Genomic DNA, 19,709 nt, shown 5'->3' on the forward strand with positions numbered 1-19,709 from the left:
ACCGGAGGACTCTGTGCGCAAGCTCAACTCTGCTGTTTCCGTGATCAGTTCGGCTGCGCTGCTGGCCGGCGGACTGCTCGCGCTGGCCGCTCCCGCGCGGGCCGACGGCACCGCTCCGGTGGTCAACTCCGGGTTCGAGACCGGTGATCTGACCGGCTGGAGCTGCGATCCGGGAACCGGCGCCGTGGTCGGCTCCCCGGTCCACTCCGGCGCGCACGCGCTGGCCGGCGCGGCCACCGCGAGCGACGACGCGCAGTGCACCCAGACCGTCGCCGTCCAGCCGAACTCGACGTACACGCTCTCGGCCTACGTCCAGGGCAGCTACGTCTACCTGGGCGCCACCGACCACAGCTCGACCTGGACGCCGAGCACCAACGGCTGGCAGCAGCTGACCACCAGCTTCAGCACGGACGCCTCGACCACCTCGGTCACCCTCTACCTGCACGGCTGGTACGGCCAGGGCACGTACTTCGCCGACGACGTCTCGCTGACCGGCCCCGGTGGCGGCCCCGCGCAGAGCCCGGCCACCCCCACCGGGCTGACCGTCACTGCCACCACCGCCTCCTCGATCTCGCTGGCCTGGACCGGGCCGTCCACCGGCTCCACCGCCACCTCGTACCAGGTCGGCGAGGGCTCGACAGTGGTCGCCACCAGCGGCTCCACCACGGCGACCGTGTCCGGCCTGGCCGCGGGCAGCAGCCACACCTACACCGTCACCGCGCTCGACGCGGCCGGCCACGCGTCGGCGCCGAGCGCCCCGGTGAGCGGGGTGACGCAGACCAGCGGTGGTGGCCCGGGCGGCGGTTCCAGCTGGCACCCGTCCTACCTGTCGATCGGCAGCGTCTACACCCCCGGCGGCAACGTGGACAGCTTCTTCAGCGGCCTCGCGACACACGGCAAGCTGCCGGACTACGGATATGAATATCTGACCGGCGATGACCTGCCGAACTGGGCGGCGACCACCACGACCATGGTCCAGCACTCCGAGCAGCTGGGCATGACTCGGGTGATGGTCGAGTACGGGATGAACGGCAACGTCGACGGCACCGGCGTCGACTACACCAACATGCAGAGCGCGAGCTGGCTGACCTCGTACTTCCAGGCGCTGAAGAACGCCGCCACGGCGGCGAACGCGGCCGCGCCCGGCAAGCCGGTGGGCTGGGTGATCGAGCCCGACATGCTGGGCTACCTGCAGCAGAACTACGCCGCCCAGTACGGCGGTGACGCGTCGAAGTTCCCGGCCGCCACCAGCGCCGCGTACGCCGCCGGCGTGCTGAGCAGCGGCAGCGATCCGGCGTTCGGCGACAGCCTCAAGGGCCTGGTCGAGGCGATCGGTTACACCGTCAAGAAGTACGACCCCGCGGCCTTCCTGGGCTGGCAGGTCAACACCTGGGGCGTGCGGGACGCGCTCAAGGACACCGACACCATGGGCTGGACGGCGGGCCGCCAGTCGGTCGCCTCGACCGGCGACCAGGTGGCCGCCTTCCTGAAGAGCGCGGACATCGGCTACCGGGCCGACTTCGTCGCCTTCGACCAGTGGGGCCAGGACTTCGGCATCCTGCGCGACCCGAACCCCGCCGCCGACGTGCGGTACCTGAACGCGGCGCACTGGAGCAACTACCTGCTCTACGTGCAGACGATCCGTCAGTCGCTCGGCCTGCCAGCGGTGCTCTGGCAGATCGCGGTCGGCCACCTCAACTCCACGCACACGCCGAGCCCCGGCTACTTCAACGCCTCCGGCAGCTTCCCCGACCTGGACAACACCACCGCCGAGCAGAACGAGGACTCCGCCTCGACCTTCTTCTACGGCGACTCCTTCACCTCCAGCGGCAACAACCTCGCCTTCTACGGCAGCAATCCGGGCGCGGACCCGAAGGTCTCGGTCAGCGGATCGACCGTCACCTGGGGCTCCCACCTGCCGGAGGCCGCCGCGGCGGGCGTGGTGGCGGTCCTGTTCGGCGCGGGCACCGGGACCAGCACCTACGGCGTGCCGGAGACCTCGGGCACCGACCAGAGCGGGCCCGGCGACTTCGGCTACTGGGCCACCCGGACCCAGTCCTACCTGGCGGCACCGACCCCACTGCCGTAGGACAGGCCCTGACTTCCAGCGGGTGGCGATCGGCCCGCTCGCGGGGTGCGCCGAGTAGCGTCGAGCCATGTACGCATTCACGATTCCCCAGCCGGGCGGGCCCGAGGCGCTGACCTGGACCAAGGTCGACGATCCGGTGCCCGGCGAGGGCGAGGTGCTGGTCGAGGTGGCCGCCACCGCCGTCAACCGCGCCGACCTGTTGCAACGTCAGGGCAACTACAGCCCGCCGCCGGGAGCCTCGCCCTACCCCGGCCTGGAGTGCTCGGGCCGGATCGTCGCGCTCGGGGCCGGGGTGGCCGGCTGGGCGGTGGGCGACGAGGTCTGCGCCCTGCTGGCGGGCGGCGGTTACGCGGAGCAGGTGGCCGTGCCGGTGGGCCAGCTGCTGCCGATCCCACGCGGGTTGGGGCTGGTCGCCGCCGCGGCGCTGCCCGAGGTCACCGCGACGGTCTGGTCGAACGTGTTCATGGTGGCGCACCTGCGGCCGGGGGACACGCTGCTGCTGCACGGCGGCGCCAGCGGGATCGGGACGATGGCGACGCAGCTCGGCAAGGCGGTGGGCGCGAAGGTGATCGTGACCGCCGGCAGCGCGAAGAAGCTGGCGCGGTGCGCGGAGCTGGGCGCGGACGTCGGGGTGAACTACCGCGAGCAGGACTTCGTGGAGGTGGTGAGGGAGGCCACCGGCGGGCACGGGGCCGACGTGGTCCTGGACATCATGGGGGCGAAGTACCTGCAGCGGAACCTGGACGCGCTGGCGGTCAGCGGGCGGTTGGTGATCATCGGCCTGCAGGGCGGGGTGAAGGCCGAGGTCGACCTCGCCACCCTGCTGCGCAAGCGGGCCGCGGTGGTGGCGACGTCGCTGCGGCCGCGTCCGCTGGCGGAGAAGGCGGCGATCGTGGCGGCGGTGCGCGAGCACGTCTGGCCGTTGATCGAGTCGGGGGTGGTGAAGCCGGTGATCGACCGGGTGCTGCCGTTGACGGAGGCGGCGCAGGCGCACCGGGCGCTGGAGGCGGGGGAGCAGGTGGGGAAGGTCGTGCTGCAGGTCTGAAGAACCACCGCGGCCGCGGCCCGCGTTCTCGCGGCGCCGGAGCAGGGTCCGGCGCCGCTCGCGGCCAGGGGGGCGCTGGGGTTTGTCCGCCGAAGCGGGCTCAGTCGTCCAGCCACCCGTTCTGCCGTGCGTAGCTGCCCGCCTGGAAGCGGCTCTCGGCACCGAGCTCGTTCATCAGGTCGGTGACGTGCCTGCGGTAGGTGCTGGTCGACATCGACAGTCGCCGGGCCGCCAGGTCGTCCTTCATCCCCGACTCGAGCAACCGCACGATGGACCGCCGCAGTTCGTCCTTGGCGGAGCCGTAGCCCATGCCGCTCGGCGCCGCCTTGAAGGGCAGTCCGGATTCCCAACTGCTCTCCCAGGCCCGGTAGAGGTGGCCGACCAGAGCCGGTTCCCGAATGGCGATCGCACCGTTCCCGGGGGAGCTCTTTCCGTCGGCGATGACCGCGACCTCCTGGTCGAAGAAGAGAATTCGATCCGAGATATGACTGGTGGTCCGCACCTGTGCGCCCATCGCCGTCATCCGGGCCAGATGCTGCTGCATGTACTGATGCGCCAATACCGAATGCGGGTAGAGGGTACGCATTGCGACGCCGCGATTAATGACTCGGGCGGTGCGGGCGACCCCCTCCTCCAGGGCCTGTGGCGAGGCCAGTTGAGGATGGGCCGCCGCCGCTTCGACGCGGGCGCTCGCGGAAAGCCGCTCCAGGGTGGAACGGACGGTGTCCGGCAGGGTCAGATATTCGATGCCGTTCTGCATCGAATGGCCCTGCCAGGACTCGTCGAACACCGGCTTGAGGGCCATTACATGGCTTTTCAACCGTTCCGCCGCACGATGTCGCTCCCGAATCGCGGCCTCGATCGGACCGGTCAGGTGAGCCGCCGCGGCATCCGGGCTGCAGGGCGTGTAGCTGGCGGAGCGCGTTTCGCCGGAGTTGTCGGGACCGTCCCCGCTCTCCCCTTCGTCGCCTTCCTCCCGTTCGTGACGCAGCAGGTGGAGGCTGGTGAGATCGGCCACCGCCGCGTCCACCGCCGCCATCGGCACCGCCAGCCGGAGGGCGGCTTTCGCCGGATCCAGCCGGCCCCGCTCGAGGGCCCATCGGTAGAGGGCCAGATGCAGCTCTCCCAAAGGGGGAGGTTCGCTCCCCACTGAGGTCGGTTTGGTCATCTTCGTGCCGTTCGTCGGTGAGTGGTAGTCACCTGCAAGTTCTTATCACCGGTAACCCCCTGGCGCCAGGGAGGTGCGGCGAGGCACGGTTGTGCCAACGCAGCAAAGGCGCCGGCTGGCAGGGAATCGGCCGGTGCAACGGTACTCAGGGGGAGTCACAGTGAAGCTCAAGTTTGCCATTATGGCCGTTTTTTCCGCTCTTTCTCTCGCGGTTGTCCTCGCCGCCCAGCCGTCCTCGGCGGTGACCGTTTCGGCCACCACGTCGCCGGTTGTGGCCGCCACCGCGTCGGCGCCCGTGCTGCCCAACGACCTTACTTGGCCGTAGTCCCCGGCCGGACGCCGACCAGGAGGCGCAGATGATTCCGGTCAGGTTCGCGGCATCAGGAACAGAAAGCGATTGCTTGATGCACTGCACGGCTTCCGACTGTTCGGACGTGTGTTACCTCGACCTCTACAACCGCGTCAGCGCGGCTCGTTCGACGCAGGACGTGCGCTGGGCGGCGGACCGCCCGGAGCCCGCGGCGCCGACCCGACGCGTCGGGACGGCGGCATGAGCGAGCTCTCCGCCTTCGACGACATCACCGGTGGCCTGCCCGCCCAGGAGTGGGAGGCCCTGGCCGGCGACCGGCTCTACTCCAGCTACGACTGGCTGCGGTTCTGTGCCACCGACGTCGGTGGCAGCACGGTCACCGGCGCGGTGCACGTGGACGGCGGTTCGGTGGCCGTCACCGCGGTGGCCGAGGAGCCGAACTCCTTCTACCAGTGGCAGACCCAGCTGACGGCCCGAGGGCTGCCCGCCCCGGCGCCGGCCGGCCTGCTGGTCGGCCAGCGCCGGGGCTACCAGACCCATCTGCTCACCCGGGAGGGCGTCACGGCGCAGCAGGTGGCGCCGGCGCTGCTCGACCGGCTGCGGGCGCTGAGCCAGGAGGTGGCGGGCAGCGCGGTGCTGCCCGCCCTGCCGCCCGGCCCGGTCCCCTGCGTGGCGAGCTTCGTGACCACCCAGGACGTCCTCGCCCTGCGGTCGGCGGGAGTGCGGACGACGCCCGTCCTGCTGGCCACGGACGCCTGGGTGTCGGTGCCGGAGGGCGGCTGGTCGGAGTGGTTGCGCACGCTGCCCTCCAAGGGTCGCCGTGACTCGATCAAGCAGGAGGTCAAGGCCTTCGCGGCCGCCGGGTACGAGATCACCCGGGTGCCGCTGCTGGAGTGCTACCGGCAGGCGGCCGAACTCCTGGCGGGCACTCAGAAGCGTTACGGGCACGCATATGACATCGACATACTCACCGAATCCTTCCGTTTGCAGGCGGTGGCGATGGGTGCCAAGGCGGAGGTGCTGTTCTGTGCCCGGCAGGGCGAGCCGCCGGTCGGCTTCTGCCTCTTCTACGTGCACGGCGACACCCTGTCCGTGCGTGCGGTCGGTTTCGACTACGAACGCCTGATCCGAGGCGCCGCGGAGTATTTCAACCTCGTGTACTACACGCCGGTCCGGATAGCGGCGGAGAGCGGGCTGCGCCGGCTGCACCCCGGAATCGAATCCCCGGACGCCAAGGCTCTTCGCGGTGCGCGGCTGCGGCCGCTGTGGCTTCTCGATCTTTCCGAGGACAGCGTTCTCGCCGACCGGGGGGACCAGATCCGCGAGCACAACTCCGCTCAGGTGAGCCGGCTCTGCGACATCTCCCCGGCGGTCGCGAAGGCGCTCGAGACGGACCTCTTCGCACCCTTCTGCTGATCACCCGACGACCACCCGACGACGACGATCACCCCGATCACGCTGACCACTCGCTGATCGGACGCCGCCCGGACCCCCGAACAGGAATGAGCCCTTCAGCATGCCCATTGATCGTTCCACCCTGCCCGGAGCCGTGCTCTTCATGGGCGACCTGGTCGTCCTCGCCCGGCAGGGCCGCCTGATCCAGGAAGCCCGACGCCGGGGCTACGCCCCGGTGGCGGTGGTGAGCCTGGACACCGACCTGGCGCGGCTGGCGGCCGTCCGGGCGGACGGCACCCACCCGCTCAGCGAGCTCGCCGAGGTCGTCCAGGTGTCGGATGCCAGGATCGGCACCGTCCTGCCGGCCGTCCAGCCGCTGCTGCGCCGCTACGACGTGCGCGGCGTGATCTCGGTCGGCGAGGTGTTCGTCGAGCCGGTGGGCGTGCTCGCCGACTGCCTCGGGCTCCCCGGCGCCGGCACCGCCGCCTCGGTGATCTGCCGCAACAAGCTGCTGCAGCGCACCACCGTGCCGGAGTTCTCGCCGCGCTGGCAGGTGGTGCCCCTCGAGGAGCGGGCCGGCTTCAGCCTGCCGGACGGGGACTTCCCGGCCGTGGTCAAGCCCGCCGGCCGGTTCTACAGCTCGGGCGTTCGCCAGGTCGAGAGCCAGGCCGAACTGACCGACGCGCTGGCCCAGTTCAGCGCCGAGGAGATCTCCCTGGTGGAGAGCCGGGTGATCGGCCGCGAGTTCTCCGTCGAGGCGCTGGTCCAGCACGGCGAAGTCTTCTGGTCCGCCGTGACGGGCAAGGAGACCAACGAGCACGAGGGCCGGTTCTTCACCGAACTGTCCCACACCAGCCCGGCGTTGATCGATCCCGAGGAGGCGGCGGCGCTGCTCGCAGCCAACACCGAGATCCTGCGCCGGGTGGGCGTGCGGGACGGCATCACCCACGCCGAGTACCGGCTCACCGACGACGGCGTGGTCCTGATGGAGGTGGCCGCCCGGCTGCCCGGGGACGCGATCACCTTCCTCTGGGAGCTGGCGACCGGCGAGCCCTTCGAGCCGGTGATGCTGGACCTGGCGCTCGGCGAGCCGGCCTCCTACCCGGCCCCGCGGCGGCGCGCCCGCCAGCACTTCGTGGACCACCCGCACGGCGTCCTGCGGGACGTCACGGCGGACGGGGTCGAGGTGTCCTGGCCGAGCCGGGACGACCGTTGGCCCGTACTGACTCCGGTCGGGACACTCGCGCCGGCCCAGCCGCGCGCCGTCCTGGTCGGCCGACTGCCCGGCGACGTGCTGGGCGTGCAGTTGGACTCCGGCCACCGGTCGGCGTCCGTGATCGTCGACGCCCCGTTGGACACCGATCTCGACCTGGTGACCAAGGAGGCCGTCGAACTGGTGACGCTCCTGGTGGACCCGGTCTGAACCCGGTCCCGCTGCCGTCGGGCAGCACACCCTGACGCACAACACCCGTGAGAGGAACGAGAGAGATGACGACAGCCATCACCGCACCCAAGTGCCTGGTGTGCGACACCGACTTCGAGGTCCAGGAGGACTGGGAGACCGGCGAGATCACCGAGTGCGGGGCCTGCGGCCAGGAGCACGAGGTGGTCGAGAAGACCGACGCCACGGTCCGGATCGAGCTGGCCCCCGAGGTCGAGGAGGACTGGGGCGAGTGACCGCTCCCGAGCTCGAAGTACTGCTTTCGGTCACCATGCTGCGACCGGACGAGAAGCTGCTGCTGCAGGCGCTGCGCGCCGAGGGAGTGGCCGTCCGTCCGGTGCTGCTGGAGGATCTGGCGGGGGTGGTGGCGGGGCACACGGCCCCGCCCGGCCTCGCCCTGATCAGGAACCTGTCCCACCGTGAGGCGATCGGCGTGGCCCGCCGGCTGGAGTACATCGGGGTCACCACCCTGAACCGCGCCGCCACGATCGAGACCTGCAACGACAAGGGCCTGCAGGCCCTGCTCTTCGCCCAGCACGGCATCGCGCACCCGCGGTCCCTGCACGCCTTCAGCTATGCCCAGGTCCGCGAGGCCGTCGGCGAGCTGGGCTGGCCCTCGGTGCTCAAACCGGTCAGCGGCTCGTGGGGCCGGGGCGTCACCAAGATGGTGGACGAGGAGTGCGTCGACGCGTGGGTCGGCGGCCGTGAGTCCGCCGACGCCGCCGGCAAGCTCTTCCCGGTGCTGGTCCAGAAGTACATCGACAAGCCGGGGCACGACCTGCGGGTCGTGGTGGTCGGGCGGACCCCGGTGGTCGCCATCCAGCGGGTCTCGCAGGACTGGCGCACCAACACCCACCTCGGCGCCGAGGTCAAGCGCGTGGAGATCACCGACGCCATCGAGAAGTCCTGCGCGCAGGTGGTGGACGTGCTCGGGGACGGCTTCTACGGGGTCGACCTCGTCGAGGACCGCTCCACCGGCGAGTTGATGGTCCTGGAGGTGAACGCCAACCCGGAGTTCGCCCGCTCCTCGGCCAAGCACGGCGTGGACGTGGCCGGTCTGCTGGCCGCGTACGTCGCGGAATCGTACGGGCCGTCCGTCCCCACCGCCCAGGCCGCCTGAGACAGAGAAGAGCTATGGAACTGTTTGACACGGCCACCGTGCTGACCCGGGTCCTGACCTCGGGCGTGGTCATGAGCATCGAGAAGAGCGACCGTGAACTCCCCGGTCTGGAAAGGCTGTTGACCAAGCAGACCGGCCGCGCGAAGGCCGTCCTGCTGAACAGCCGCAGCGCGGCGGTGCACGCCGCGCTGGCCGGCCAGGGCATCGGGCACGGCGACCGGATCAACCGGCCCGGCCTCGGGCGCCAGGACCTGGCGTTCGTCAACTGGCTCGGCATCACCGTGATCGGGGAAGGGGTCGAGGGAGGGGTCGAGGAAGGCCCCGTCGCCTTCGACCACCTGGCACTCGACCCCGAGAACGCGCACCAGCTCGGCGAGTGGGCCCGCCGGTCCACCGCCCCGGCCCTGGTGGTCGACCTCACCGGCCTCGGCTTCGGCCCGGCCGCCGCGGTGCTGACCGACGACGCGGACCTCTGGGCCCGCGCCGAGCGGTTGAAGATCTTCGGCGCCTACGACCTGCGCACCATGTGGACGCAGGAGGAGGCCGATTCGAACCTGGTCCCCGGGGTCCAGTTCAACTACCGGCTCAGCCCGCTGGTCGCCGCCTGCGTCCGGATGGCGCTCAGCCAGGCGGCCCGGCCCCACACCACCTCCGGAGCGACGAAGTGATCACTGACTTCCCCGCGGCGCCGCTGCCGCTTCCCGACGAAGCCGAGCTGGCCGCCGAGCTGGCCGCGTTCGGCGGTGGGGCGATGATCCCCAAGGAGATGCGGCGCACCATCTTCCCGGTCATCACCAAGGAAGACGTCTTCAACCTGATGCTCGCTCAGCGGGCGCTGCCCGAGCGGGTGGTGGCCGACTTCGCGGAGTCCTACCGCGACTACGTCGGCGCCAACCACGCGCTGCCCACGGCCAGCGGGACGTCGAGCCTGCACCTGGCCCTGATCGGCGCGGGCGTGCAGCCCGGCGACGAGGTGATCGTCCCGGCGTTCACCTTCATCGCCACGGCGCAGGCCGTGGTCGCGGCCCACGCCATCCCGGTCTTCGTGGACATCGACCCGCGGACCTACTGCATGGACCCGCAGGCCGCCGCCGCCGCGATCACCTCCAGGACCCGCGCGATCATGCCGGTCCACGTGCACGGTCTGCCGGCCGACGTCCCGGCGCTGCGGGCGCTGTGCGACCAGCACGGCCTGGCCCTGGTCGAGGACGCCTCGCACGCCCACTCCGCGAAGATCGGCTCGGCGACCGCCGGGTCGCTGGGCGATGCGGCCGGCCAGAGCCTGATGGCCGACAAGAACTTCCCGCTGGGCGGTGAGGGCGGCATCGCCTTCTTCGCCACCGAGGAGGCCTACCGGCGCGCGGCCGACTACGTGGAGCGGCACGGCATCGACTACCGGATGTCCTGGGTCGCGGCGGCCTTCGGCGCCAGCCAGCTCAAGCGCCTGCCGTACTACGACCAGGTGCGGGCCCGCAACGCGCGGCTGCTGGGCGAGATCCTCGACGGGACCGGCCTGTTCCGCGCCCCGTACGTCCCCGAGGGCCACGTCCACGCGTACAACATGTACCGGATCACCCTGCTGCCGGAGGCCGTCGGGCTGGATGACCTGCCCGTCCACGCGGTCAAGGAGGCGGTGCACGAGCTGCTGGTCGCCGAGGGCGTCCCGGCCCGGGAGTGGCAGAACACCCCGATCCCGTGCCACCTGCCCTTCCAGCACCGGGCCGGGTTCGGCAACGGCTACCCGTTCTCGCTCAACCCGGGCGCCGTGCGCGACCACCGCCCGGAGGACTTCCCGGTCACCGTCGGCATGCTGGACAGCACCCTGGTGCTCTGCCGCGAGCTGCGCTCGCCGGTCGAGTACGAGCGGGCGCTGCGCTACGCCGACGCGTTCGCCAAGGTGGCCCGCCGTCCTGACGCGATCCGCAAGCTGGTCGCGGACAACGACTACCGCCGTCCGTACGAGAAGGCGGCTCGCCTTGGCTGAGCACAAGATCCGGGTCGCCGTCGCCGGCGCCAGCGGATACACCGGCGGCGAGGTGATCAGGCTGCTGCTCGACCACCCCAACGTGGAGCTGGCCTTCCTGTCGGCCGAGCGCAGCGCCGGCACCCCGGTGGGTGCCGTGCACCCCTGGCTGCGCAACCACCCGGGGGCGGCGGGCCTGAAGTTCCGTCCGCTGGCGGAGCTCGACGAGGTGGACGTGGCGTTCGGCTGCCTGCCGACCGGCACCCTGCCGGCCCGGCTGCCGCTGCTCGCGGAGCGGGCCAAGCGGGTGCTGAACCTGGCCGGGGACTTCCGGCTGCGCGACCCCGAGGAGATCCGCACGCACTACCCGAAGACGGCCGCCCAGCCGGCTCCGGAGGAGTTCGCCTACTACGTGCCCGAGTTGTCGGGCGCCGTGCCGGAGGGTCGCTTCATCAACCTGCCGGGCTGCATGGCGGTGGCGACCATCTACGCCCTGTACCCGCTGTTCGCCGACTCGCTGGTGCTGCCCGGCGTCGTGGTCGACGCCAAGACCGGTTCCACCGGCGGCGGTCGGGGCGGGACGGAGCAACCCGCCGAGCGTTCGGGCAACTTCCGGGTGCACAAGCTGCACGGTCACCGGCACACCCCGGAGATCCGGCAGGCGCTCACCGAACTCACCGGTGCCGCGCCCGAGTTGCGCTTCTCCACCCACAGCCTGGATGTCCCGCGCGGCATCATGGTCACCGCCTACACCCAACTGCGGCCCGAGACCTCGGCGTTGGACGTCAAGCGGGCGTTCGCCAAGGCGTACGTCGGCAAGCCGTTCGTCCGGGTCCGGCCCGCGCCGAAGGCACCGCAGGACTTCCCGATGCTCAAGGCCGTGGTCGGCTCGAACGTCGCCGAGGTGGCGATCGCGGTCAAGGGCGACCAGTGCGTCGCGGTGACCGCGCTCGACAACCTCATCAAGGGCGCTGCCGGGCAGGCGATCCAGGCGATGAACCTGGTCAGCGGGTTCGAGGAGACGGCGGGCCTGCCCCGGACGGCGGTGTCACCGTGAGGCCGCTGTACGTGGTCAAGGTGGGCAGCGCCACGCTCGACCGGGGCGCCATCCACCAGGAGCTGGCCGCGCTGGTCGCCCGGGGTGCCCGGGTGCTCCTGGTGGCCGGCGGTGCGGTCGGGATCGAGCGGCACTACCGTGCGATCGGCCGTCCGATGCCCGAACTGCGGCTCGCCAACGGCGATCTGGTGCGCTACTGCCCGCCCGCCGAGATGCCGCACCTGGTGGACGCCTACGAGCGGGTCACGCTGCCCTCGGTCGAGGCCGGCCTGCACGCGCTCGGCCTGACCGTCTTCACCTCGGTGGCCGCCCGCAGCGGGCTGGTCACCGGGCGGGCCAACCGGCCGCTCAAGACGGTGAACGCCCAGGGCCGCCCGAGCGTGGTCCGCGACCACCGGGTGGGCCTGCCGGACGAGGTCGACACGGTGCGGCTGAACGCGCTGCTGGACGCGTACGACGTGGTCTGCCTCTCGCCGCCGGTCATGGACCGGGACGGCGGCAGCCCGCTGAACGTGGATGCCGACGTCCTGGCGGCGGTGCTCAGCAACGCGCTGGACGCCGACCACCTGCGGCTGGTGACCGGCACCGCCGGACTGCTCACCGACCCGTCCGACCCGTCCTCGACGCTGCGGCACGCCCACCAGGGCGAGGCGGCAGGCTACGCGGGCGGCCGGATGCGGCAGAAGGTGCGGGCCGCCGAACTGGCCCTGGCCGGGGCCGCCGACGTGGCCATCACCGGACCGCACACCATGGCGGACCCGGCCGGCTGGACGCGCTTCTGGCGCACCACCGAGCCGGCGGCCGACCTGACGCTGCTCAGCCGCGCGGTCGCGGTGCCGTCCGTCTCCGGTGACGAGCACGAGCTCGCCGGGTACCTGCGCGACTGGTGCGAGGAGCGCGGGATCGACGCGCGGATCGACGAGGTCGGCAACCTGGTCGCCACCCGCGGCAGCGGCCCGCGCCGGCTGCTGCTGCTCGGCCACCTGGACACCGTCCCCTACCGCTGGCCGGTCCAGTGGCTCGGCGAGGAGCTGTCAGGGCGGGGCAGCGTGGACGCCAAGGGCTGCCTGGTGAACTTCCTGGAGGTGCTGGCCACGGCCGAACTGCCCGCGGACGGCCAACTGCGGGTGGTGGGAGCGGTCGAGGAGGAGATCTCCTCCTCCAAGGGCGCCTTCCACGCCCGGGACCACTACCCGGCCGACGCCGTCGTGATCGGCGAGCCGAGCGGCTCGCAGACGCTGACGCTGGGGTACTTCGGGCTGTTCAAGCTGCGCGTCACCGCCTCGGTGACCAGTGGGCACTCGGCCGGCATGGACGCGGTCTCCGCTCCCGACGCCCTGGTCCGGGTGCTGGAGCGGATCCGTGAGGCGGTGGAGAAGGAGGCGTCGGACGCCCTCAGCGCGGTGATCGACATCCGCTGCGAGCCGGGCCGGCAGAGCCACCGCGCCGTCGGCATCCTCAACTTCCGGATCCCGCCGCTCGCCGACCTGGCCGCGCTGCGCGAGGCGGCGCTGGCCCAGGCAGGGCCGGGGGTCGAGATCGAGGTGCTGCGGGCCACCCCCGGCTTCGCCGGCGGCCGGTCGACCTCGCTGGTCAAGGCGTTCACCAGGGCGTTCGGCGAGTCGGGGGTCCGCCCCCGCTACGTCGTGAAGAAGGGCACCTCGGACATGAACACCCTCGCCACCACCTGGCGCGACGTCCCGATGGTCGCGTACGGCCCGGGCGACTCCACGCTGGACCACACCGACGCCGAGCGGATCACCGCCACCGACTACCGCGCCGCGCGCTCGGTCCTGAGCGACGCGGTCGCCCGGTGGTTCGCCCGCCCGGAAGGGAGCCGGGCATGACCGCGACACTGGATCTCGATACCTCACTGGCCGAACGGGCCGTCCAGGCCCGCAAGTTGGTCATCGACATGGCGGCCAGCCCGCGCGGCTGCCACCTCGGCGGCAGCCTGTCCGTGCTGGACATCCTGATCGCGGCGCTGCACCGCTGCGAGCTCGACGACGGCACCCAGGTGGTGCTCAGCAAGGGCCACGCCGCCGCCGGGCTCTACGCCGCACTGCACGTCAGCGGGATCCTGCCGCAGAACCCGGCCCCGCTGTACGGGCAGCTCGGCCACCCGTACACCGGCCACCCGGGCCCCAAGGTGCCCGGGGTGCTCTTCCCCACCGGGAGCCTGGGCCACGGTGTGCCGTACGCGGCGGGCTGGGCGCTGGCCCGCCGCCTCGGCGGCCAGGGCGGGCTCGGCATCGCCGTCGCGGGGGACGGCGAACTGCAGGAGGGCCTGGTCTGGGAGACCTGCCAGGTCGCCGCCGCCCAGCGGCTGGGCAACTTCGTGCTGGTGGTGGACCGCAACGGCGGCCAGAACGACGGCCTGGTGCGGGACATCTCGCCGCTGCCCAACCTGGCCGCGCGGTTCGCCGCCTTCGGCTTCGAGACGGCCGAGGTGGACGGGCACGACCTGACCGCGCTGAGCGCGGTGCTGTCCGGCGACCGGTCCACCGCCGAGCGGCCGCTCGCCGTGATCGCCGACACCGTCAAGGGCAAGGGTGTGCCCGCCGTCGAGGGCAAGGCGGGCTCCCACTACGTCACCATCGACGCCGCGCGCGCCGCCAAGTGGAAGCGGATGATCCGATGACCCTCTCCGGCCGTGACGCCTACCGGGACGAACTCACCCGGCTGGCCGCCACCGACCCCACCATCGTCTGCCTGGAAGCCGATCTGGGCGGCAAGGGCCACCCGTTCCAGGCCGCCCACCCGGACCGGTTCTTCAACCTCGGCATCGCCGAGGGCGCCATGATCGACATGGCGACCGGGCTCGCCGTGGCCGGCTACAAGCCGTTCGTCAGCACCTTCGCGCCGTTCGCCGCGCTCCGGGCGGCCGAGAGCCTCAAGCTCACCCTGGGCTACCTGGGCGCCGGGGTCACCGTGGTCGCGCCCTACGCCGGTGTCTCCGGCGCCTGGTTCGGCACCACGCACCACTGCCTGGAGGACTTCGCCGTCCTGCGCAGCATCCCGGGCGTGACCATCGCGGCCCCGTACGGCGAGGCGGACATGCGCGCCGTGATCCGGTCGGCGGCCCGCTCGGGCCGTCCGCACTACCTCAGGACCGGCCGCAACGCCACGTACCAGAGCCTGAGTCGGGACGGCGACGAGCTGCCGCTGGTGAACTGGGCGCAGCCGGGCGAGGCGGGCGCGAGCTGCCTGGTCTCAGTCGGCGAGGAGGGCACCAGGCTCGCGCTGGCCGCGGGCGAGCTGCGCCCCGAGCTGGGACACGCCCACCTCACCTACCTGGATCACGATCATCTCGCCGCCGCGGCAGCCGAGTTGAGTCGGCGCCACACCCGCTTCACGGTCGTCGAGGAGCACCGGCGCGAGGGCGGGGTGGCCGAGGCGCTGGCCCTGCTGCTGCCGCAGTGCGAGGTCACCGGCGTCAACGCCGGCCACGACTGGCCCGTCCAGGGCGGCGACCACGACGAGGTGATGGGCCAACTCGGCCTGGACCTGCCGGCCGTGCTGTCCGCCCTCGACCGGCTCGACCGGCTCGACCCGCTCGTCGCGCGCTGAGCACCAGCCGACCCGTACCTTCGTTTCCCCACTGGAGTCCTGCCATGTCCGACCAGTTCGAGATCGACCACCTGGGCCAGTCGCCGACGCCGGCTCCCGCAGTGCCCGGAGCCCGCCGCGGCGGCCGGATCACCCTCCTCGCGGACGCGCCGCCGGAGCACGTGGACCCGACGCAGATGTACATCGGCACCACGCTGGGCGTCGCCACCGGCATCTTCCACCGCACCCTGACCGGCTACCTGGAGAGCTGGGACGGCGGCCCCCGCAAGCTGGTCGGCGACCTGGCCACCGACACCGGGCGCACCACCGACGGCGGCCTGACCTGGACCTACACCCTGCGCGAGGGGCTGAAGTTCGAGGACGGCACGCCGATCACCTCGTACGACGTGGCGCACGCGGTGGCCCGGTCGTTCTCCTCGAACGGCGTCTACGGACCCCAGTTCATCCAGCAGGCGCTGGACCCGGAGCGGAGCTACCAGGGCCCGTACCAGGACGGCACCCCCGCCCCGGGCGTGACCACCCCCGATGCCCGCACCATCGTCTTCGCGCTGGCCGAGCCGACCCCGGGCTTCCCCTTCCTGGCCACCACGACCACCACGACGCCGGTCCCGGCGGACCGGGACACCCGGGACGGGTACGAGACCTCGTGGCTGGCCACCGGGCCGTACCGGGTCCGGGACTTCGTCCCGAACGACCACTACCTGCTGGAGCGCAACCCGCACTGGGACCCGGCCAGCGACCCGATCCGCAGCCAGTACCCGGACGAGATCCGCTGGGAGTTCGGGGTCGCCCGGCAGCAGCAGACGGACCGTCTGCTGGAGCCGACCGAGGCCGACGCCCTGTCGATCGCGACCTTCGACGTGGCCGAGGGCAAGGTGGCCCAGGTGGCGGCCGATCCCGAGCTGCTGCGCCGGGTGATCGCCGGTCCCACGGCCTACCTCCAGTACGTCTACCTCAACACCCGCCGGGTCACCGACGTCGACGTCCGGCGCGCGCTCAACTACGCCTTCGACCGCGGCACCTGCGTCGAGCTGGCCGGCGGTGAGGCCGGGGCGCAGCCGGGCACCACGATCCTGGCGCCGATGGTCCCGGGCTACCGGCACCACGACGTCTACCCGTCCGGGCCCAACGGCGACCCGGTCAAGGCCAAGGAGCTGATCGCGGGCAAGGAGCTGCGACCGCTGGTCTTCGCCTACCCGGACACCGACCCGAACCGTCCGGTCGCACCGGCGGTCAAGCAGGCCCTGGAGCGGGCCGGTTTCGAGATCGTCCTTCGGCCGGTCGACAAGGCCGCCTTCTACAGCCTGATGGGCGACCCGGAGAACGACTGCGACCTGATCTACGGCGTCTGGGGGCCGGACTTCCCGGACGCCTCGGGCGTGTTCGACGTGCTCTTCCGCGGTGACCGGATCACCGACGGCGGCAACATGAACCTCTCCTACTTCGACGACGCCGCGATCACCGAGGAGATCGCCCGCCTGGCCCAGGAGCCGGACCGGGCGGCCGTCGCCGAGGGCTACGCCGAGCTGGACCGCCGCCTGATGGCCGAGCACGCGCCGGTCATCCCGGTCTACTACAAGCGCCAGTTCACCCTGTTCGGCCCGCGGGTCGGCGGACTCTTCCTGAGCGCGCAGTACTTCGTCCCGAACCTCACCCGCATGCACGTCGTCGACTGACGACCCGCTGCACCCCCACCAGTCAACGGCCGAGCAGAACCGGAGGGTTCGTCATGACGGACCGCATCACTGAGCTGTACAACAAGGAGAGCCTCGCCGAGGGCAGCGCGCTGCCCGGCATCATGGGCGAGGTCGAGCGCGACCCGGCGCTCGCCAACTGGACCGGGTCGTACCTGTCCAGGCCGCTCTTCATCGAGAAGCGCGAGATCGAGGCGTTCGCGGACGACGTCCTCGGGCTGTTCGACATCATCACCTCGCTGCCGAAGCGGCTGTTCGACGGTGATCTCGACCGCTACTGCGACGCCCTGGGCATCGACGAGGAGCGCAAGAAGCTGATCATCCGGCTCGGCGGCGTCACCCCGCCCCGCTACGGTCGCGCGGACATGTACCACAACGGCACCTCCTTCAAGCTCCTGGAGATCGGGATCGCCAGCGAGGTCGGCGGCGCCGACCGGGCCGGCGAGATCCCCCGCGCGCTGCTGGACGCCGAGCCGTTCGCGGCCTTCGCGGCGCAGCACGGCCTCGGGTACACCCACACCGGCCGCGCGGTCGCCGAGACCCTGGTGCAGGCGGGTGCCGCGATCGCCGCCGGTCGTGAGCCGGTGGTGGCCCTGCTCGAAGGCCCCGGCGGGCTCGCCAACTACGCCAGCCACTGGAACACCTTCCGCGACGTCATGCGCGGGTTCGGCGTGAACTTCCACGTCGCCGAGATCGGCGACGTCGAGGACCGCGACGGCAAGCTGCACCTCGGCGACACGCCGGTCGATGTCATCCTGCGCTGCTTCACCGTCGAGGAGATCATCGGGGACGAGCACGGCGCCGCGCTGGTGGAGCCGGTCTTCCGGGCCCACGAGGCCGGCACCGTCTTCCTGTTCACCCCGATGGAGAGCAACCTGTTCGCCAACAAGGCGTGCCTGGCGCTGCTCTCAGACCCGCGCCACCGGTCGAGCTTCTCCGAGGAGGAGCTGACGCTGATCGACCGGGTGCTCCCGTGGACCCGCTCGCTGAAGGGCGAGCCGTCGATCGAGCACGACGAGCTGCTCGCGTACGCCCGCGCGCACCGCGAGGAGCTGATCCTCAAGCCGAACGCCTTCTACGGCGGTGTCGGCGTCATCGCGGGCTGGACCAGCACCGAGCAGGAGTGGTCCGAGGCGCTGGAGCGGGGCGTGGTCGAGGGCGCGATCGTGCAGGAGCGGGTGGTGCCGCGCTCCGAGCCGGTGGTCGACCCGCTGACCGGCCAGCAGGAGGACTGGCAGGCGGCCTGGGGTCTCTTCTACACCCCGGGCGGCTACGCCGGTGCGTACGCGCGCGCGGTGCCGGCCTTCGAGAGCCCGGTGATCGGCGTCACGGCGTACAAGAACACCCGCACCGCCGGGGTGCTGCACTACTGAGCCCCCTGAGCCGGCCCGGCCCGCGCGCTCCGCTCCTCCCCGGTGGGGCGCGCGGCCGGGCCGGCTCCCGTCGGGACGACGACGGTAGGAAGAAGTGCGATCCGACTTGTCACCACCGGCTGGCGCTGGCCCCTGACTTGGGACCTGAGGGAGGCTGGCCACTGGAGCGGGCATGCCAACTCCCATCAACCACAAGGAAGCGAAATGAGCAGCTCACCACGTTTGCGCAGCGCGCTGGCGGCCAACTTCGGCGGCCTGCCCCGCCCGTTCTGGATCGTCTTCGCCGGGATGATCGCGAACCGGATCGGCACCATGGTCGTCCCGTTCCTGGTCTTCTACCTGGGCTCACGCGGCATCACCACCGCGCAGACCGGCGGCATCGTGGTGGCCCTCGGGGTCGGCGGGATGTTCGGCCCGATGCTGGGCGGCTCGCTGGCGGACCGGATCGGCCGCCGGCCCGCGGTCATCATCGGCCTGGTCGCCACCCCCGCCGGTCTCGGCGCGCTGCTCGCCGCACCCGGTCCGCTCACGTTGGGCGTGGCCGCCGCGCTGCTCGGGCTGACCTCGGGCATCTACCGTCCGGCCGCCTCCGCGCTGGTCGGTGACGTGGTCGGGACGGAGCTGCGCGGCAAGGCGTTCAGCCTGCTGCACTGGGGATTCAACATCGGTACGGCGGTGGCGAGCGCCGGCGCGGGCTACCTCGCGGCGCGCGGTTTCTGGCTGCTGTTCCTGCTGGACGGCGCGACCTGCCTGCTCTACGCGGCGATCGTGCTGGTCGGCATCCCCAAGGACCTGCCCAGGCCGAAGGTCGCCAAGGCGAGCGGCGGGTACGGCGTGGTCTTCCGCGACCGGCTGATGGTCGCCTACCTGGGGCTCAGCGTGCTGGGCATCACCATCTACACCCAGACCGAGTTCACCATCCCGCTCGCGATCCGCGACAACGGCCTGTCACCCGCGGTCTACGGGCTCGTCGGTGTCGCCAACGCGGCGCTGGTGGTGGCCCTGCAGCCGGTGCTCTACGGGCGGCTCGCCAAGCTGCCGCGGGTGAAGGTGCTGGCCGCCTCGTGGGCTCTGATCGGTCTGGGCGTGGCCTCCACCGGGCTCGCCCACCAGGCCTGGCAGTACCTGCCGACCGTCGCGATCTGGTCGCTCGGTGAGGTCGTCAACGGCGTGGTGGCCGGCGCGATCGTCGCCGACATCGCCCCGGAGGAGGCGCGCGGACGCTACCAGGGCGCGCTCAGCTGGGTCTGGTCGACCGCGCGGCTCGCCGCGCCCATCATCGCCGTCGGCCTGTTCACCACGGTCGGCCCGGCCGCCCTCTGGTGGGGCTGCGCGGTGGTCGGCCTGATCACCGCCGCCGCGACGGTGCGGCTGACGGCCGCCGTCGAGCGGCGCGTCAACCCGCCCCAGGCCGAGACCAAGGTGCTGGAGCCGGCGCTGTGACGTCGCCGGCCGGAGCGAGGCGCAACGACAACCCCTACGGA

17 protein-coding genes are annotated in these 19,709 nt (G+C 71.8%); 16 read left to right on the forward strand and 1 reads right to left on the reverse strand.

Going from position 1 to position 19,709, the window contains the following annotated elements; genetic code table 11:
* The first annotated feature begins 40 nt into the window (after positions 1 to 40).
* The gene (locus tag ABH937_RS04335; protein WP_370217265.1) at positions 41 to 2,089 is read left to right on the forward strand and encodes a carbohydrate binding domain-containing protein; all 2,049 of its coding nucleotides are present in this window, start codon (positions 41 to 43) and stop codon (positions 2,087 to 2,089) included.
* 67 nt (positions 2,090 to 2,156) lie between these two features.
* A complete protein-coding gene (locus tag ABH937_RS04340) occupies positions 2,157 to 3,134 on the forward strand; it encodes an NAD(P)H-quinone oxidoreductase (RefSeq protein ID WP_280694631.1) in 978 nt (325 codons plus the stop codon).
* A 100-nt stretch (positions 3,135 to 3,234) separates the two neighbouring features.
* Here the strand turns inward: ABH937_RS04340 and ABH937_RS04345 are convergent, their stop codons facing one another.
* Complete coding sequence (locus tag ABH937_RS04345) at positions 3,235 to 4,302, reverse strand: hypothetical protein (RefSeq protein ID WP_280694632.1); 1,068 nt, start codon at positions 4,300 to 4,302, stop codon at positions 3,235 to 3,237.
* Between the two features lie 160 nt (positions 4,303 to 4,462).
* Here ABH937_RS04345 and ABH937_RS04350 point away from each other — a divergent pair, with 160 nt between their 5' ends.
* From ABH937_RS04350 to ABH937_RS04415, 14 genes are all read left to right on the forward strand, one after another.
* A complete protein-coding gene (locus ABH937_RS04350; RefSeq protein ID WP_280694633.1) occupies positions 4,463 to 4,627 on the forward strand; it encodes a hypothetical protein in 165 nt (54 codons plus the stop codon).
* Between the two features lie 225 nt (positions 4,628 to 4,852).
* A complete protein-coding gene (locus ABH937_RS04355; RefSeq protein ID WP_370217267.1) occupies positions 4,853 to 6,028 on the forward strand; it encodes a peptidogalycan biosysnthesis protein in 1,176 nt (391 codons plus the stop codon).
* 100 nt (positions 6,029 to 6,128) lie between these two features.
* Positions 6,129 to 7,430, forward strand: a complete 1,302-nt coding sequence (locus tag ABH937_RS04360; protein WP_370217269.1) for an acetyl-CoA carboxylase biotin carboxylase subunit family protein — start codon at positions 6,129 to 6,131, stop codon at positions 7,428 to 7,430.
* A gap of 65 nt (positions 7,431 to 7,495) precedes the next feature.
* Complete coding sequence (locus tag ABH937_RS04365) at positions 7,496 to 7,684, forward strand: lysine biosynthesis protein LysW (RefSeq protein ID WP_280694636.1); 189 nt, start codon at positions 7,496 to 7,498, stop codon at positions 7,682 to 7,684.
* Positions 7,681 to 8,568, forward strand: a complete 888-nt coding sequence (locus ABH937_RS04370; protein WP_280694637.1) for a RimK family alpha-L-glutamate ligase — start codon at positions 7,681 to 7,683, stop codon at positions 8,566 to 8,568. The genes ABH937_RS04365 and ABH937_RS04370 overlap by 4 nt, the downstream gene beginning before the upstream one ends.
* 14 nt (positions 8,569 to 8,582) lie before the next feature.
* The gene (locus ABH937_RS04375; RefSeq protein WP_370217271.1) at positions 8,583 to 9,236 is read left to right on the forward strand and encodes a degT/DnrJ/EryC1/StrS aminotransferase; all 654 of its coding nucleotides are present in this window, start codon (positions 8,583 to 8,585) and stop codon (positions 9,234 to 9,236) included.
* Positions 9,233 to 10,552, forward strand: a complete 1,320-nt coding sequence (locus ABH937_RS04380) for a DegT/DnrJ/EryC1/StrS family aminotransferase (RefSeq protein WP_370217273.1) — start codon at positions 9,233 to 9,235, stop codon at positions 10,550 to 10,552. Before ABH937_RS04375 ends, ABH937_RS04380 begins: the two co-directional genes overlap by 4 nt.
* Complete coding sequence (gene argC, locus ABH937_RS04385; protein ID WP_280694640.1) at positions 10,545 to 11,588, forward strand: N-acetyl-gamma-glutamyl-phosphate reductase; 1,044 nt, start codon at positions 10,545 to 10,547, stop codon at positions 11,586 to 11,588. The genes ABH937_RS04380 and argC overlap by 8 nt, the downstream gene beginning before the upstream one ends.
* Complete coding sequence (locus ABH937_RS04390; RefSeq protein ID WP_370217275.1) at positions 11,585 to 13,435, forward strand: M20/M25/M40 family metallo-hydrolase; 1,851 nt, start codon at positions 11,585 to 11,587, stop codon at positions 13,433 to 13,435. Before argC ends, ABH937_RS04390 begins: the two co-directional genes overlap by 4 nt.
* A complete protein-coding gene (locus ABH937_RS04395; RefSeq protein WP_280694642.1) occupies positions 13,432 to 14,229 on the forward strand; it encodes a thiamine pyrophosphate-dependent enzyme in 798 nt (265 codons plus the stop codon). Before ABH937_RS04390 ends, ABH937_RS04395 begins: the two co-directional genes overlap by 4 nt.
* Complete coding sequence (locus ABH937_RS04400; RefSeq protein WP_370217277.1) at positions 14,226 to 15,158, forward strand: transketolase; 933 nt, start codon at positions 14,226 to 14,228, stop codon at positions 15,156 to 15,158. Before ABH937_RS04395 ends, ABH937_RS04400 begins: the two co-directional genes overlap by 4 nt.
* A 44-nt stretch (positions 15,159 to 15,202) precedes the next feature.
* Positions 15,203 to 16,834, forward strand: coding sequence for an ABC transporter substrate-binding protein (locus tag ABH937_RS04405; RefSeq protein WP_370217279.1), 1,632 nt, complete (start codon positions 15,203 to 15,205; stop codon positions 16,832 to 16,834).
* A gap of 53 nt (positions 16,835 to 16,887) precedes the next feature.
* Positions 16,888 to 18,225: a hypothetical protein gene (locus ABH937_RS04410; RefSeq protein ID WP_280694645.1), complete on the forward strand. Its 1,338-nt coding sequence runs from the start codon at positions 16,888 to 16,890 to the stop codon at positions 18,223 to 18,225.
* Between the two features lie 204 nt (positions 18,226 to 18,429).
* Complete coding sequence (locus ABH937_RS04415) at positions 18,430 to 19,668, forward strand: MDR family MFS transporter (protein ID WP_370217280.1); 1,239 nt, start codon at positions 18,430 to 18,432, stop codon at positions 19,666 to 19,668.
* The last annotated feature ends 41 nt before the right edge of the window (positions 19,669 to 19,709 follow it).

It is taken from the genome of Kitasatospora sp. GAS1066B, from assembly GCF_041262605.1.
GTDB lineage: Bacteria > Actinomycetota > Actinomycetes > Streptomycetales > Streptomycetaceae > Kitasatospora.